This is a genomic window from Microbacterium sediminis (assembly GCF_004564075.1).
GTDB lineage: Bacteria > Actinomycetota > Actinomycetes > Actinomycetales > Microbacteriaceae > Microbacterium > Microbacterium sediminis.
Genome location: NZ_CP038256.1, coordinates 1306977 through 1319961, shown reverse-complemented (window position 1 = coordinate 1319961; position 12985 = coordinate 1306977). Strand labels below are relative to the sequence as shown.

12 protein-coding genes are annotated in these 12985 nt (G+C 71.8%); 7 read left to right on the top strand and 5 right to left on the bottom strand.

All coding sequences use genetic code 11. The annotated features are described in order from the left end of the window. Window positions 1–20: 20 nt before the first annotated feature. Window positions 21–1214 carry a ferrochelatase gene (locus tag E3O41_RS06255; protein ID WP_067023042.1) on the bottom strand — a complete coding sequence of 398 codons (1194 nt, stop codon included), beginning with the start codon at window positions 1212–1214 and terminating at the stop codon, window positions 21–23. A 171-nt stretch (window positions 1215–1385) separates the two neighbouring features. Here E3O41_RS06255 and pepN point away from each other — a divergent pair, with 171 nt between their 5' ends. The 3 genes from pepN to E3O41_RS06240 are packed head-to-tail and all read left to right on the top strand — an operon-like array spanning window position 1386 to window position 5435. Further along, a complete protein-coding gene (gene pepN, locus E3O41_RS06250) occupies window positions 1386–3935 on the top strand; it encodes an aminopeptidase N (RefSeq protein ID WP_067023038.1) in 2550 nt (849 codons plus the stop codon). Window positions 3936–3966: 31 nt separating this feature from the next. Further along, entirely contained in the window at window positions 3967–5040 is a 1074-nt protein-coding gene (locus E3O41_RS06245) for a mechanosensitive ion channel family protein (protein ID WP_083990833.1), read from the top strand. Further along, on the top strand, window positions 5037–5435 hold the full coding sequence (locus tag E3O41_RS06240) for a globin (RefSeq protein WP_067023031.1): 399 nt from the start codon (window positions 5037–5039) through the stop codon (window positions 5433–5435). The genes E3O41_RS06245 and E3O41_RS06240 overlap by 4 nt, the downstream gene beginning before the upstream one ends. Window positions 5436–5443: 8 nt before the next feature. Here E3O41_RS06240 and E3O41_RS06235 read toward each other — a convergent pair whose 3' ends face one another. Then, window positions 5444–6103 carry a DUF8185 domain-containing protein gene (locus E3O41_RS06235; RefSeq protein ID WP_067023028.1) on the bottom strand — a complete coding sequence of 220 codons (660 nt, stop codon included), beginning with the start codon at window positions 6101–6103 and terminating at the stop codon, window positions 5444–5446. A 20-nt stretch (window positions 6104–6123) separates the two neighbouring features. Here E3O41_RS06235 and E3O41_RS06230 point away from each other — a divergent pair, with 20 nt between their 5' ends. Further along, the gene (locus E3O41_RS06230; RefSeq protein WP_067023024.1) at window positions 6124–6996 is read left to right on the top strand and encodes an acyl-CoA thioesterase; all 873 of its coding nucleotides are present in this window, start codon (window positions 6124–6126) and stop codon (window positions 6994–6996) included. A gap of 14 nt (window positions 6997–7010) precedes the next feature. On the opposite strand, the gene sufU is transcribed toward E3O41_RS06230, so the two are convergent. From sufU to E3O41_RS06215, 3 genes are read right to left on the bottom strand one after another with little or no spacing between them, the layout of a single operon-like run. After that, window positions 7011–7451, bottom strand: coding sequence for a Fe-S cluster assembly sulfur transfer protein SufU (gene sufU / locus E3O41_RS06225; protein WP_067023020.1), 441 nt, complete (start codon window positions 7449–7451; stop codon window positions 7011–7013). Further along, window positions 7448–8716 (bottom strand): aminotransferase class V-fold PLP-dependent enzyme, encoded by a 1269-nt coding sequence (locus E3O41_RS06220; RefSeq protein ID WP_067023017.1) that lies wholly within the window; start codon window positions 8714–8716, stop codon window positions 7448–7450. The genes sufU and E3O41_RS06220 overlap by 4 nt, the downstream gene beginning before the upstream one ends. Before the next feature lie 49 nt (window positions 8717–8765). After that, window positions 8766–9245 carry an acyl-CoA thioesterase gene (locus tag E3O41_RS06215; RefSeq protein ID WP_067023014.1) on the bottom strand — a complete coding sequence of 160 codons (480 nt, stop codon included), beginning with the start codon at window positions 9243–9245 and terminating at the stop codon, window positions 8766–8768. A 382-nt stretch (window positions 9246–9627) separates the two neighbouring features. Between E3O41_RS06215 and E3O41_RS06210 the strand changes: the two genes are divergently transcribed. From E3O41_RS06210 to E3O41_RS06200, 3 genes are all read left to right on the top strand, one after another. Then, on the top strand, window positions 9628–10923 hold the full coding sequence (locus E3O41_RS06210) for a quaternary amine ABC transporter ATP-binding protein (protein ID WP_083990791.1): 1296 nt from the start codon (window positions 9628–9630) through the stop codon (window positions 10921–10923). After that, a complete protein-coding gene (locus E3O41_RS06205; protein WP_067023011.1) occupies window positions 10923–11876 on the top strand; it encodes an ABC transporter permease in 954 nt (317 codons plus the stop codon). Before E3O41_RS06210 ends, E3O41_RS06205 begins: the two co-directional genes overlap by 1 nt. A gap of 116 nt (window positions 11877–11992) precedes the next feature. Beyond that, window positions 11993–12901: a glycine betaine ABC transporter substrate-binding protein gene (locus tag E3O41_RS06200; RefSeq protein WP_135012172.1), complete on the top strand. Its 909-nt coding sequence runs from the start codon at window positions 11993–11995 to the stop codon at window positions 12899–12901. Window positions 12902–12985: the final 84 nt, after the last annotated feature.

Genomic DNA, 12985 nt, shown 5'->3' with positions numbered 1-12985 from the left:
TCTCCCCTATCGGGCGCGGCTCAGGGGATGAGGCCCGCGGCGGCCGGCAGGAAGCCGAGGCGCGCGTTCTCGCAGTCGCCGGGGCGCGAGACGTCGTACCAGGGCCCGAGATCGGTCACGTGCGGGCGCTCGGCGGCCGGCGTGCCGTTCAGGCGCTCCTCGATGAGGTCGACCAGCCCGGCCACGAAGGCGGGGTGCGTGCCCGGCGTCCGCGTGCGCACGGCGCGCAGTCCGGCGTCGGCGGCGGAGGCGAGCGCCTCGTTGTCGAGGTCCCACATCACCTCCATGTGATCGCTCACGAAGCCGAGCGGCACGATCGCCACCGCCGCCTTGCCCTCGCCGGGCAGCTGCGCGATGCGGTCGTTCACGTCGGGCTCGAGCCACGGCTGCGACGGCGGGCCCGAGCGCGACTGGAACACGAGGTCCCAGCCGATCGTGCCGACCGCGGGGATCTCCTCGGCCAGGCGGCCCATGATGTAGGCCGCCACGGCGCGGTGCTGCGCGGCGTACGCGCCCCCCTCGGGCCATTCCACGTCGCGCGGGCCCGACCGGTCGGCGTCGCCGGTGGGAATCGAGTGGGTGGAGAAAAGGACGTGGATGGTCGACGGCTCCACGCCGTCGGCGATCCAGCCCTCGACGGCCTCGCGGACGCCCTCGAAGAACGGCTCGACGAAGCCCGGGTGGTCGAAGAAGAGGCGGACCTTGTCGATCGTGACGGGGTCATCGCCCTCGCCGAGCCCGGTGTCGATGAGCACGCGGGCGAGATCCTCGCGGTACTGGCGGTCACTGGAGTAGGAGCTGTAGGCGCTCGTGGCGAGGGCGAGCAGCGTGCGGTGACCGTCCGCCGCCGCCTGCGAGACGGCGTCCTCGAGATACGGCGCCCAGTTGCGGTTGCCCCAGTACACCGGCAGGCCGAGCCCGCGGCGGGCGATCTCGGCCTCGAGGGCCGCCTTCAGCTCGCGGTTCTGCTGGTTGATCGGGCTCACGCCGCCGAACGCGCGATAGTGCGTGCCGACCTCCTCGAGACGCTCCTCCGGGATGCCGCGGCCTCGCGTGACGTTGCGCAGGAACGGGATCACGTCGTCCTGCCCCTCGGGACCGCCGAAGCTCGCGAGGATCACCGCGTCGTAGGCGACCGGCACCTCCACGTGCGGGGCGCCGCTCGCGGCGGCGGCGGACGCGAACGGGACGGTGACCTCGGTCTCGGTGCTCACTCCCCCATTTTCTCACCGCTGTAGAAGTCGACCTCCCAGGCGGCACGCAGAATCCGGCGGCCTCGCGGCGCTCGCGGGTGCCACGCCGATCGGGGCACGACGACGTAGGCTGGTGCAGTTGCCGGTCCCGCCCGGCCTCCCCCGAGCCCCCGAACATCAGGGAGTTGTGCAGTGCCTGGAGAGAACCTCACCCGGATCGAGGCGCAGGAGCGTCGCGCCGTCGTCGACACGCAGTCCTACGCGGTCACGCTCGACCTCACCAAGGGTGACGAGGTGTTCGGCTCGCGCAGCGTCGTCCGCTTCACCGCGACCCCCGGCGCCTCCACGTTCATCGACCTCATCGCCCGCGACGTGCGCGAGGTGACCCTCAACGGCGTGCAGCTCGAGCCCGAGGTGGTCTACGCCGACTCGCGCATCCGCCTCGAGGGCCTCGCCGCCGAGAACGAGCTCGTCGTCGACGCCGACTGCGAGTACACCAACACGGGCGAGGGCCTGCACCGCTTCGTCGACCCCGTCGACGGCGAGGTCTACCTCTACACCCAGTTCGAGGTGCCCGACTCGCGCCGCGTGTTCGCCGTCTTCGAGCAGCCCGACCTCAAGGCCACGTTCCAGTTCACGGTCACGGCGCCGGCCGCGTGGCAGGTCGTCTCCAACCAGCCCACGCCCGAGCCGATCCCCCACGACGACGGCCACACCGCCACGTGGGGCTTCGAGCCGACCCCGCGCATCTCGTCGTACATCACGGCGCTCATCGCCGGCCCCTACGAGGTGGTCCGCTCGGAGCTGACCAACGCCGAGGGCCGCGTGATCCCCCTCGGCGTGTTCGCCCGCAAGAGCCTGTGGGAGCACGTCGACGCCGACTACATCTTCGAGAAGACCCGTCAGGGCTTCGCGTACTACGAGGAGAAGTTCGGCTACCCGTACCCGTTCGCGAAGTATGACCAGCTGTTCGTGCCCGAGTTCAACGCGGGCGCCATGGAGAACGCCGGTGCCGTGACGTTCACCGAGACCTACGTCTTCCGCAGCAAGGTGACCGACGCCGTCAAGGAGCGCCGGGTCGTCACGATCCTGCATGAGCTGGCCCACATGTGGTTCGGCGATCTCGTCACCATGAAGTGGTGGAACGACCTGTGGCTCAACGAGTCGTTCGCGGAGTGGGCGTCGACCATCGCCACCGCCGAGGCCACCGAGTGGACCGAGGCGTGGACCACCTTCAACGCCATGGAGAAGACCTGGGCGTACCGCCAGGACCAGCTGCCCTCCACCCACCCCGTCGTCGCCGAGATCAACGATCTCGAGGACGTCCAGGTGAACTTCGACGGCATCACCTACGCCAAGGGCGGATCCGTCCTCAAGCAGCTCGCCGCGTGGGTGGGCATCGACGCGTTCTTCTCGGGCGTCGGCGCCTACTTCCACAAGCACGCGTTCTCGAACACCGAGCTGAGCGATCTGCTCGTCGAGCTGGAGCGCACCAGCGGCCGCGAGCTGTCGAGCTGGTCGAAGAAGTGGCTCGAGACGGCCGGCGTCAACACCCTCTCGCCCGTGATCGACGAGGACGTGGACGGCCGCATCACCCGCTTCCGCGTCATCCAGACCGCGCCCGCCGACTACGCCACGATCCGCCCGCACCGCCTCGGCATCGGGTTCTACGACCTGCAGGACGGCGCCCTCGTGCGCACGCACCGGGTCGAGATCGACGTGGACGGCGACGTCACCGAGGTCGCCGAGCTCAAGGGCCGCCAGCGCCCCGCCCTCGTGCTGCTCAACGACGAGGACCTCGCGTACGCGAAGATCCGCCTCGACGACAAGAGCCTCGCCACGGCCATCGACCACCTGTCGGCGATCGCCGATCCGCTGGCCCGCTCGCTCGTGTGGGGCGCGGCGTGGGACCAGACGCGCGACGCCGAGACCGCCGCGAGCGACTACGTCGACCTCGTGCTGCGCAACATCGGCGACGAGACCGAGTCGACCACCATCCGCACCACGCTGTCGCAGCTGCTGCTCGCGGCGAACTCCTACGTGGCGCCCGAGAACCGCGAGGCCACGCGCGCGAAGGTCGCCGATGCCCTGTGGGGGCTGCTGCAGGAGGCCACCCCGGGCAGCGACCTGCAGCTGCAGCTGGCCACCTCGTTCGCGTCGGCGGCGTCCACGCCCACGCACTGGGAGCACGTGCGGCGCCTGCGCGAGGGCGAGCTCGTGCTCGAGGGGCTCACGATCGACACCGACCTCAGCTGGCAGCTGCTCATCTCGCTCGCGGCGGGCGGCGTGGCCGACGGCGCGGCGATCGACGCGGCGCTCGCCGAGGACAACACGGCCAAGGGCGGCGAGTTCGCCGCCCAGGCGCGCGCGGCGATGCCGACCGCGGAGGCCAAGCAGGCCGCATGGTCCGCGCTCATCGACGAGGACACACTGCCCAACACGGTGGTCCGCTCGGCGGCCGCCGGCTTCGTGCACCCCGCAACGCGCGATCAGCTCACGGCGTTCATCCCGAAGTACTTCGACATGCTGATCCCGATCTGGGAGGGCCGCACCTACCAGATCGCGTCGTACCTCATCGAGCTGCTCTATCCCGCGCCGCTGGCCAACGTGGAGCTGCGCGACGCCACGCGAGCCTGGCTCGCGGCGCACGCGGAGGCCCCGGCGGCCCTGCGCCGCATCGTGCACGAGTGCCTGGCGGGGGTCGAGCGGGCCCTCACCGCCCAGGCGCGCGACGCGGAGTGACCCGACCGACATCGACCGAGGAGCGCGAGTGATGCGACCCTTCGAGACGAGCGACGATCCGACCGACCCGGGGTTCTGGGCGCGCGTGCTGGACGGCCTCACCGAGGCCGGCCTGAAGGCGCTCGGCGTGGCGATCGCGGTGGCGATCTGCTTCGTCATCGCGTGGGTCCTCCGGCTCATCATCCGCCGGGTCGTGCAGCGGATCGTGCAGGGCGCCAAGAAGAAGGCCGACGTCGCCGACACGCGCGCGATCGACCGGTCACCGCTGGCGTCGGTGCGCATCGTGCAGCGCTCGCGCACGCTGGGGTCGATCCTCAGCAACATCGTGAACGTCACGATGGTGATCATCGCGATCCTGCTGAGCGTGCAGATCATCAACCCGGATTTGCTCGGCTCGCTCGCCCTGCTCAGCGCCGCGGTGGGCGCCGGTCTCGGCTTCGGGGCGCAGAACATCGTCAAGGACGTGCTCAACGGCATCTTCCTCGTGGCCGAGGATCAGGTCGGCATCGGCGACGTCGTCGACCTCGGTCTCGCCTCGGGCGTCGTGGAGTACGTCAGCGTGCGCATCACCCACGTGCGCGACGTGAACGGCACGCTCTGGTACGTGCGAAACGGCGAGGTGCTGCGGATCGGCAACATGTCGCAGGGCTGGTCGCGGGTGGTGCTCGATCTCAGCCTGCCGGTCGACGTCGACATCGACGAGGTCGAGCACGTCGCCGCCGGTGTCGCCTCGGAGCTGACGCACGACCCGTCGTGGCGCTCGCGCATCGTCGGCGACCCCGAGATCTGGGGCCTGGAGTCGATCGAGGGCGACACCCTCGTGTTCCGGCTCGTGCTCAAGGCCAAGCCGAGCACCAAGGAGGACGTTGCGGCCGAGCTGCGACGCCGCCTGCGCGACGAGATGCTGGCGCGCGACATCGCCCTCCCCGGCCTGGCGAGCGTCGAGCTGGGCGGCATCGAGGGCGCGCTGCGCGTGCGGGGCGTGAACCCGCCCACCCGCCCGCAGCAGCTGCCGGAGCGCCCCACGTGGCACCCGCGCCGCGGTGCCCACACGGCGCCCGCGCCGGAGGACGCCGAGGCCGCCGAGGGCGAGGACGAGAAGTGACCGAGGAGCCGAGCTTCTACGAGCAGGTCGGCGGGCGCGAGACGTTCGCCCGCCTGGTCGACGCCTTCTACCGCGGCGTCGCGTCCGACCCCGTGCTCAAGCCCATGTATCCCGAGGAGGATCTCGGCCCCGCGCGCGAGCGGCTGCTGCTCTTCCTCGAGCAGTACTGGGGCGGACCCACGACCTACAGCGAGCGGCGCGGGCACCCGCGGCTGCGCATGCGGCACGCGCCGTTCCACGTCAACCCCGACGCGCGCGACCGCTGGCTGGCCCACATGCGTGCCGCCGTCGACGAGCTCGGCCTGGCGCCGCTGCACGAGGCGGCGCTGTGGGACTACCTCGAGCGCGCCGCGCACGCCATGGTCAACACGTTCGAGCCGACGCCCGGCGCCTGAGCCGGCCGTCAGCGCCCGGTCGTCCGCACCGCGGTGAGGCCGCTGACGACGGGCCCGCGCGCGAGCACGTGGCCGCGGCGCAGCGTGACCCGCGTCCAGCGGCCCGACGTCATGACGCGCGCGTCCTCCTCGCCGCCGATGAAGCCGAACGCGAAGGCCGCGAACGCCACGCCCAGCGGCAGCCCGTGCAGCTCCTCGTCCGGCGTGCCCCACACCGCGCCGCGCACGGCGCGCACGGCGTCCTCGCCCGGGTTCTGGGGCAGGCGCTCGGCGACCGCCGCGATCCCCCACTGAGCGCGGCTCGCGAGCGTGGCGGCGGCGATCTCGCCGCGCCGCTCCCAGCCCCCGCGGGGCGGCGCGACCCCGGCCCAGGCCGGCGCGATCGCCGTGTCGGGCAGCGCGAGGGCCACCGGCTCGTCGGTCGCCGTGAGCTCGGCGACCACGAGGTCGCACTGCAGCTCCGGGTCGGCGGCGAGCACGCGCATCGCCAGCACGGTGGGCGTGCGGTCCAGCAGCCCCTGCGGCGCCAGCGCGGCGGCGGTCATCGCGAGCACCCCGCCCGCGCCCTGCAGCCGCACCCCGTCGGAGCCCGCCTGCGCCGCGCGGCCGGCGAACGTCAGGGCGTCGTGGGCGGAGTCGGCGTCGGCGAGACGAAGCAGGGCGGGCATCCGACCTAGACTACTTTCTCGTGACCAGCGAGCTGCCCTCCGATCCCCTCTCGTTGCTCCTCGGCGTCCTCGATCTGCAGGAATCCGGTGCGCGCACCTCGGCCGACATCTTCGTCGGCGCCTCGCACCCCATGCCGGGCGGCCGGGTCTTCGGCGGGCAGGTGCTCGGGCAGTCCGTGGTGGCCGCGGCGCGCACCCTCGGCGAGGACCGTCACCCGCATTCGCTGCACGGCTACTTCCTGCGTCCCGGCGACGTGACCAAGCCGATCACGTTCGCCGTCTCGCGGATCCACGACGGCCGCTCGTTCGCCCGCCGCGGGATCCAGGCGTATCAGGACGGCGTGCCGATCTTCTCGGCCATCGCGTCGTTCCAGGACGACGACCCGGGGTTCGAACACCAGCTGCCCATGCCCGACGTGCCGTCACCCGAGGATCTCCCCGACCCGGCCGAGACCCCCGCAGACCCGCTGTCGCGCCGGCTGCTGCGCCTGAACCCGATCGAGGTGCGCCACACGACGAGCGACATCTGGCTCGCGGTGGACGAGCCGTCGCCGCGGCAGGCCGTGTGGACGCGCGTCCGCGGCCCGCTCGGCGACGACCCGATGCGGCACCGCGCGGCGCTCGCGTACCTCAGCGATTTCACGATCCAGGACACGGTGCTGCGCGCGGCCGGCGTGCCGTGGAGCACGCCCGGCATGAAGACGGCGAGCCTCGATCACGCGATCTGGTGGCACCGGCCCGCGCGGGCCGACGAGTGGCTGCTGTATGTGCAGGAGTCGCCGAGCGCGCAGGGCGGCCGCGGGCTGGCGCTCGGGCGCCTGTACCGCCGCGACGGCGCGCTCGTGGCGAGCGTCGCCCAGGAGTTCATGGCGCGCGTGCCGGGCGCCTCGTGAGGCGCTGACGGCGCTCAGGCCGCCTGGGACTCCTTGAGGCAGGCCTCGAGCGCGACCCAGCCGAGCATCGCGCACTTGATGCGCATGACGTACTTCGCCACCCCCTGGAAGGCCGCGGCGTCGCCGAGGGCCTCCGTGGGCTCCACGGCGCCGCGCGAGCGCAGCATCTCGCGGAACTCGCCGATCCGGGCGAAGGCGGTCTCGCGGTCCGCGTGCTCGAGGAGCTCCGACATCACCGACGCGGAGGCCATCGAGATGCTGCAGCCCTGGCCGTCCCACGCGAGGGTGTCGATCGCGCCCGCGTCATCGAGCGTGACGCCGAGCGTGATCTCGTCGCCGCACGAGGGGTTCAGCTCGTGGTGGGTGTGCGCGAGCCCCGTGGGGTCGCCCTTGCCGTAGGGGTCGCGCGAGTGATCCATGATCAGCTCGCGGTACAGGCCTTCGAGATCGCTCATCGGTCCGCTCCGAAGAATCCGCGCACTTCGCCGAGTGCGTCCTGGAAACGCGCCACGTCATCGGGCGTCGTGTACACCGAGGCGCTCGCGCGGGTGGTTGCCGAGACGCCGAGCCGCCGGTGCAGCGGCTGCGCGCAGTGGTGACCGGTGCGCACGGTGATGCCCCGGTCGTCGAGGAACTGCCCCACGTCGTGCGCGTGCACGCCGTCGACGATCACGCTCACGAGCGCCCCGCGCGGCCGACCCGCGGCGGGGCCGACGAGCCGCACGCCCGGCACGGACTGCACGGCGTCGACGAGCAGCCCGGCCATCTCGGCCTCGTGCGCCGCGACGTGCTCCATGCCCAGCCGCGACAGGTACTCCGCCGCGAGGCCGAACCCCACGGCCTGGGACACGGGCTGCGTGCCGGCCTCGAACCGATGCGGGGCGGGCAGGAACTCGGCGCCGTCCATGGTGACGGTCGTGATCATCGACCCGCCGGTGCGCGCCGGCGGGAGCGCGTCGAGCAGCTCGGCGCGGCCGTACAGCGCGCCGATGCCCGTGGGACCGAGCATCTTGTGCGCCGAGAACGCGGCGAAGTCCACGCCGAGGCCGGTCAGGTCGATCGGCAGGTGCGGCACGGACTGGCACGCGTCGAGCACGGTCAGCGCGCCGACCGCGCGCGCGGCCTCGGCCACGTCCGCCACGGGCGCGATCTGGCCGGTGACGTTGGAGATGTGCGGGAATGCCACGACGCGGGTACGGGGGGTCAGCGCCGCGCGGAGATCGTCGATCGTCCACAGGCCGGCGTCGTCGACGGGCACGTAGCGCAGCGACGCGCCCGTGCGGCGGGCGAGCCGCTGCCACGGGATGAGGTTGGCGTGGTGCTCGGCCTCGGTGACGAGGATCTCGTCGCCCTCGCCGAGCGCGAACCGGTCGTCGCCGAGCCCGGCCGAGGCGTCCGACATGCCGAGGGCGATCATGTTGAGGGCGTCGGTGGCGCCCGCGGTCCAGACGAGCTCCCGCTCGCCCGCGCCGACGAAGCCCGCCACGCGTTCGCGGGCGTCCTCGAACGCGGCGGTCGCCTCACCCGTGGCCATACTCGAGCCGCGGTGCACGGCCGCGTAGTCGCGGCGGGCGAACTCCGCCTCGCCGTCGATCACCTCGGCCGGGCGCTGCGAGGTCGCCCCGGAGTCGAGGTAGACGGCGTCGGGGTGCGCGGCGAAGTACGGGAAGTCCTCGCGCACGGCGGCGCCGATGCGCGTGGCGGAGCTCGGGGAAGTCACCCCTCCAGTCTCTCGCAGATCCGGGAGGGGCGGCGCCGTGTGACGATCCTCAGCGCGCCACCGCCTGGTCCACGGGCTCCTCCAGGTACGGGCCCCACGCCGCGCGCAGCGCCTCGGGCATGCGCACCGGCCCGCCCGACTCCTGCGAGACGAGCACGATCACGGTGGTGGCGCGGCCGAACAGCGTCGCGTCGTCCGGCCCGCCCCAGACCTCGTACGCGATCTCGGCGGACGAGCCGCCGAAGCGGGTGAACCACAGCCGGATGTCGAGCGGCGCCTGCTGGTACGGGATCGGAGCGAGGTACTCGATCCCCTGCTTCGCGATGAGCGTGAAGTACGGCCCCTCCTCGCCCACGCGCATGTCCTGATCGAACACGGCGGTGTCCACGCGCTGCGCGGGATCCTCGTGCTTCCAGAAGGCGCGGATGCGCGCCTCCTCGAGGATCTTCACGAGGGTGGCGTTGTTGACGTGGTTGAACGCGTCCATGTCGCCCCAGCGGAGGTGGACGGGTACGTGCAGGCGGGTCATGCGTCCATCCTCTCGCAGCACGCGGGTAACGGTTGCATAACGCCGCGAATGCGCCTGAGAACCGCGGGATCACGCAGATTCCGTGCGGCGCACAGGTGCCCTAGGTACCTCGGCGCGTCGGGGCTGAGTGGACATTCCCTGTCAGATCGGTAAGCTGTCGAGGCGCCGGTCGGGCTGTGCGTACAGCCTGCTCGACCACTGGGAACCCTCATGGCTCCCTGCCCATCCAGGCCCGCGAACGTCGCCGTCGCGACGGGCGTATGGCCGACGATCCACCACCGTCACACCCGAGACGACCGTGGCGCGCCGGAGCTTGCTTCGGCCTTCGTCTGCCCGGACCGTTACCGATCACCGGCCCCTGCGCAGCCGGCAGAGGAGAACGTTGACCGACAGCGATATCGCCCTGCGCGCCGAAGGACTGTTCAAGGTCTTCGGCCGCCGACCCCAGGAAGCCGTCGAGCGCCTGCGCTCCGGGACCGCCCGCGACCGGCTCGGCCCCGGCACCACCGCCGCCGTGATCGACGCGTCGTTCGAGGTGCGCCGCGGCGAGATCTTCGTGGTGATGGGCCTGTCCGGCTCCGGCAAGTCCACGCTGATCCGCATGCTCAACGGGCTTCACGATGCCACGGCCGGGCGGATCACGCTCGGCGACGACGAGCTCACCGGCGTGGCACCGGCACGGCTGCGCGAGCTGCGCCGCGACCGCGTGTCGATGGTGTTCCAGCACTTTGCGCTGCTGCCCCACCGCACGGTCATCGACAACGTCGCCTACCCCCTCGAACTGCGCGGCGTCTCGCGTGCCGAGCGCGTGGCGAAGGCCACGGAGATCCTCGAGCTCGTCGGCCTGTCCGGCTGGGGCGACAAGCTGCCCTCCCAGCTGTCGGGCGGCATGCAGCAGCGCGTCGGCATCGCCCGCGCCCTCGCCGCCGACACCGAGATCCTGCTCATGGACGAGGCCTTCAGCGCCCTCGATCCGCTCATCCGCCGCGAGATGCAGGATCAGCTGCTCGAGCTGCAGGCCACGCTCGGCAAGACGATCGTGTTCATCACCCACGACCTCAACGAGGCGATGTACCTGGGCGACCGCATCGCGGTCATGCGCGATGGCCGGATCGTCCAGATCGGCACGCCCGAGGACATCCTCACGGACCCCGCCAACGACTACGTGGAGCAGTTCGTGCAGGACGTCGACCGCGCCCGCGTGCTCACGGCCTCGGCCGTGATGGAGCGTCCGCGCCCGGTCGTCGCCGAGTCGGCCGGCCCCCGCACCGCGCTGCGCACGATGCGCGACGCGTACTCGGCCGCCGCCTACGTGGTGGACCGCGATCGCCGTCTGCTCGGCACGATCGAGGACCGCGATGCCATCAAGCTCGTCCGCCGCGGCGAGACGTCGATCGCCGGCATCGTGAAGCGCGACGCCGTGACCGTCGACGAGAACGCCGTGCTCATGGACCTGTTCGTGCCCGCCGTCGAGTCGAAGCTGCCGATCGCCGTCACGAACGAGGCGGGGCGCCTGCTCGGTGTCATCCCCCGCGTCACCCTGCTCGCCGCGCTCGGGCCCGGCCCGGGCGCCACCGAGGAGATCACGCTGCCGCAGCAGCCCGTGCCCACCACGGTCATCGACCAGGTGCTCGCCGAGGCCGAAGTCGCGGCCGCCGACCTGAAGGAGGTGCGCTGATGGAGGGCTTCCGCATCCCCCTGGGCGATTGGATCGAGTCCGGCGTCGACTGGATCACCGACAACCTCGAGTGGCTGCTCGATCTGATCTCGCTCGTCGTGCGCTGGCTGGTCGACACCCTGACCGACGCGCTCGTCGCCACGCCCTTCGTCCTCACCGTGCTCGTCGCGGCCCTGCTCAGCTGGCTCGTGCGCTCGTGGCAGATGGGCGTGGGAACGCTCGTGACCTTCACGCTCATCGCCGCGATGGACGTGTGGGAACCCGCGATGCAGACGCTCGCGCTCGTGCTCATCGCGGCCCTCGTGGCCGTGGTGATCTCGATCCCCGTGGGCATCTGGTCGGCCCGGAACGCCACCGTCCGCGCCGTCGTCAAGCCGGTCCTCGACTTCATGCAGACGATGCCGGCGTACGTCTACCTCATCCCGGCGATCGTGTTCTTCAGCATCGGCGTCGTCCCCGGCGTCATCGCCACCATGATCTTCGCGCTGCCCCCGGGCGTGCGCATGACCGAGCTGGGCATCCGCGGCGTGGACGCCGAGACGGTCGAGGCGGCCCACGCGTTCGGCGCGACGCCCGGCCAGATCCTGCGCGGCGTGCAGCTGCCGCTGGCGGTGCCCACCATCATGGCGGGCGTCAACCAGGTGATCATGCTCGCGCTGTCGATGGCCGTCATCGCGGGCATCGCCGGTGCGGACGGGCTCGGGAAGAACGTCGTCGAGGCGATCTCCACGATCAACATCGCCAAGGGCGTCGAGAACGGCCTGGGCGTGGTCTTCCTCGCCGTGTTCCTCGATCGCGTCACCGCCGCGCTCGGCAACCCCGCCGACTACCGCAGCTCGCTTCTCGGCATGCTGCGCCGGCGTCGAGCCACGCAGCGCGCGACCACGACCGCCGACGAGATCGCGCGGGAGAAGGCCTCGCCGCGCCGCACCCCGGTTCCGACCGGCGCCTGACCGAGCGCCCGCGGGTGCGACCGGCACCCGTCCCCGCGCCGCACCGCGCGTGCGGCCCCCAGACCTGCTCATCCCCTCCCCAGTCCGCGCCGACCGGCGCGGCACGAAAGGACATCATGAAGAAGCGACACCTGACCGGCATCCTCGCGATGGGCGCGGTGGGCGCCCTCGCCCTCACCTCGTGCGCCAGCGGCGGCGCCGGCGACGGCGGCGACGCCGAGGGCGACCTCGGCACGATCACGCTCGGGTACATCCCCTCGTGGACCGACGGGCTCAGCACCGCCTACCTGCTCGAGGACCAGCTCACCAAGCTCGGCTACACGGTCGAGATGCAGACGCTCACCGAGGCGGGACCGCTCTACACCGCGCTCGCGCAGGGCGACGTCGACATCTACCCGTCGGCCTGGCCCGAGCTCACCCACGCCTCCTACATGGAGGAGTACGGCGAGGACATCGAGGATCTCGGCGCCTACTACGAGGGCGCGCAGCTGACGATCGCCGTGCCGTCGTACATGGACGACGTCAATTCGATCGAGGACCTGCAGGGCAACGCCGACCGCTTCGACGGCAAGATCTACGGCATCGAGCCGGGCGCGGGCCTGACGGCCCAGACCCAGGACGTCATGATGCCGGAGTACGAGCTGACCGACGACTACGAGCTCGTCACCTCGTCGACCGCCGCCATGCTCACCGAGCTCGGCAACGCGATCGACAACGAGGAGGACATCGCCGTCACGCTGTGGCGCCCCTTCTGGGCCTACGGCTCGTACGACGTGAAGGACCTCGAGGACCCCAAGGGCGCCATGGGAGGCAACGAGGCGCTGCACTTCCTCGGCACCTCCGGCTTCGCCGAGGAGTTCCCCGAGGCCGCCGAGCTCATCGCGGGCATCCAGCTCGACGACGCCCAGTACGCCTCGCTCGAGGACCTCGTCGTCAACGAGTACGGCGAGGGCGCCGAGGCCGAGGCCGTGGACGCCTGGATCGAGGAGAACCCCGACGCGTTCGAGACGCTGATCGCCGAGTGATCGGCTGACGCCCGAGCAACGGAAGGCGCCCCCTGGATCCGATCCAGGGGGCGCCTTCCATTGCGGCTCGAGCCCGCGGCTGCC

Coding starts and splice junctions, on each gene's coding strand:
- E3O41_RS06245 (WP_083990833.1), top strand. CDS start 3,967: ATGCGACCCTTCGAGACGAGCGACGATCCGACCGACCCGGGGTTCTGG.
- E3O41_RS06235 (WP_067023028.1), bottom strand. CDS start 6,103: ATGCCCGCCCTGCTTCGTCTCGCCGACGCCGACTCCGCCCACGACGCC.
- sufU (WP_067023020.1), bottom strand. CDS start 7,451: ATGAGCGATCTCGAAGGCCTGTACCGCGAGCTGATCATGGATCACTCG.
- E3O41_RS06215 (WP_067023014.1), bottom strand. CDS start 9,245: ATGACCCGCCTGCACGTACCCGTCCACCTCCGCTGGGGCGACATGGAC.
- E3O41_RS06205 (WP_067023011.1), top strand. CDS start 10,923: ATGGAGGGCTTCCGCATCCCCCTGGGCGATTGGATCGAGTCCGGCGTC.
- E3O41_RS06200 (WP_135012172.1), top strand. CDS start 11,993: ATGAAGAAGCGACACCTGACCGGCATCCTCGCGATGGGCGCGGTGGGC.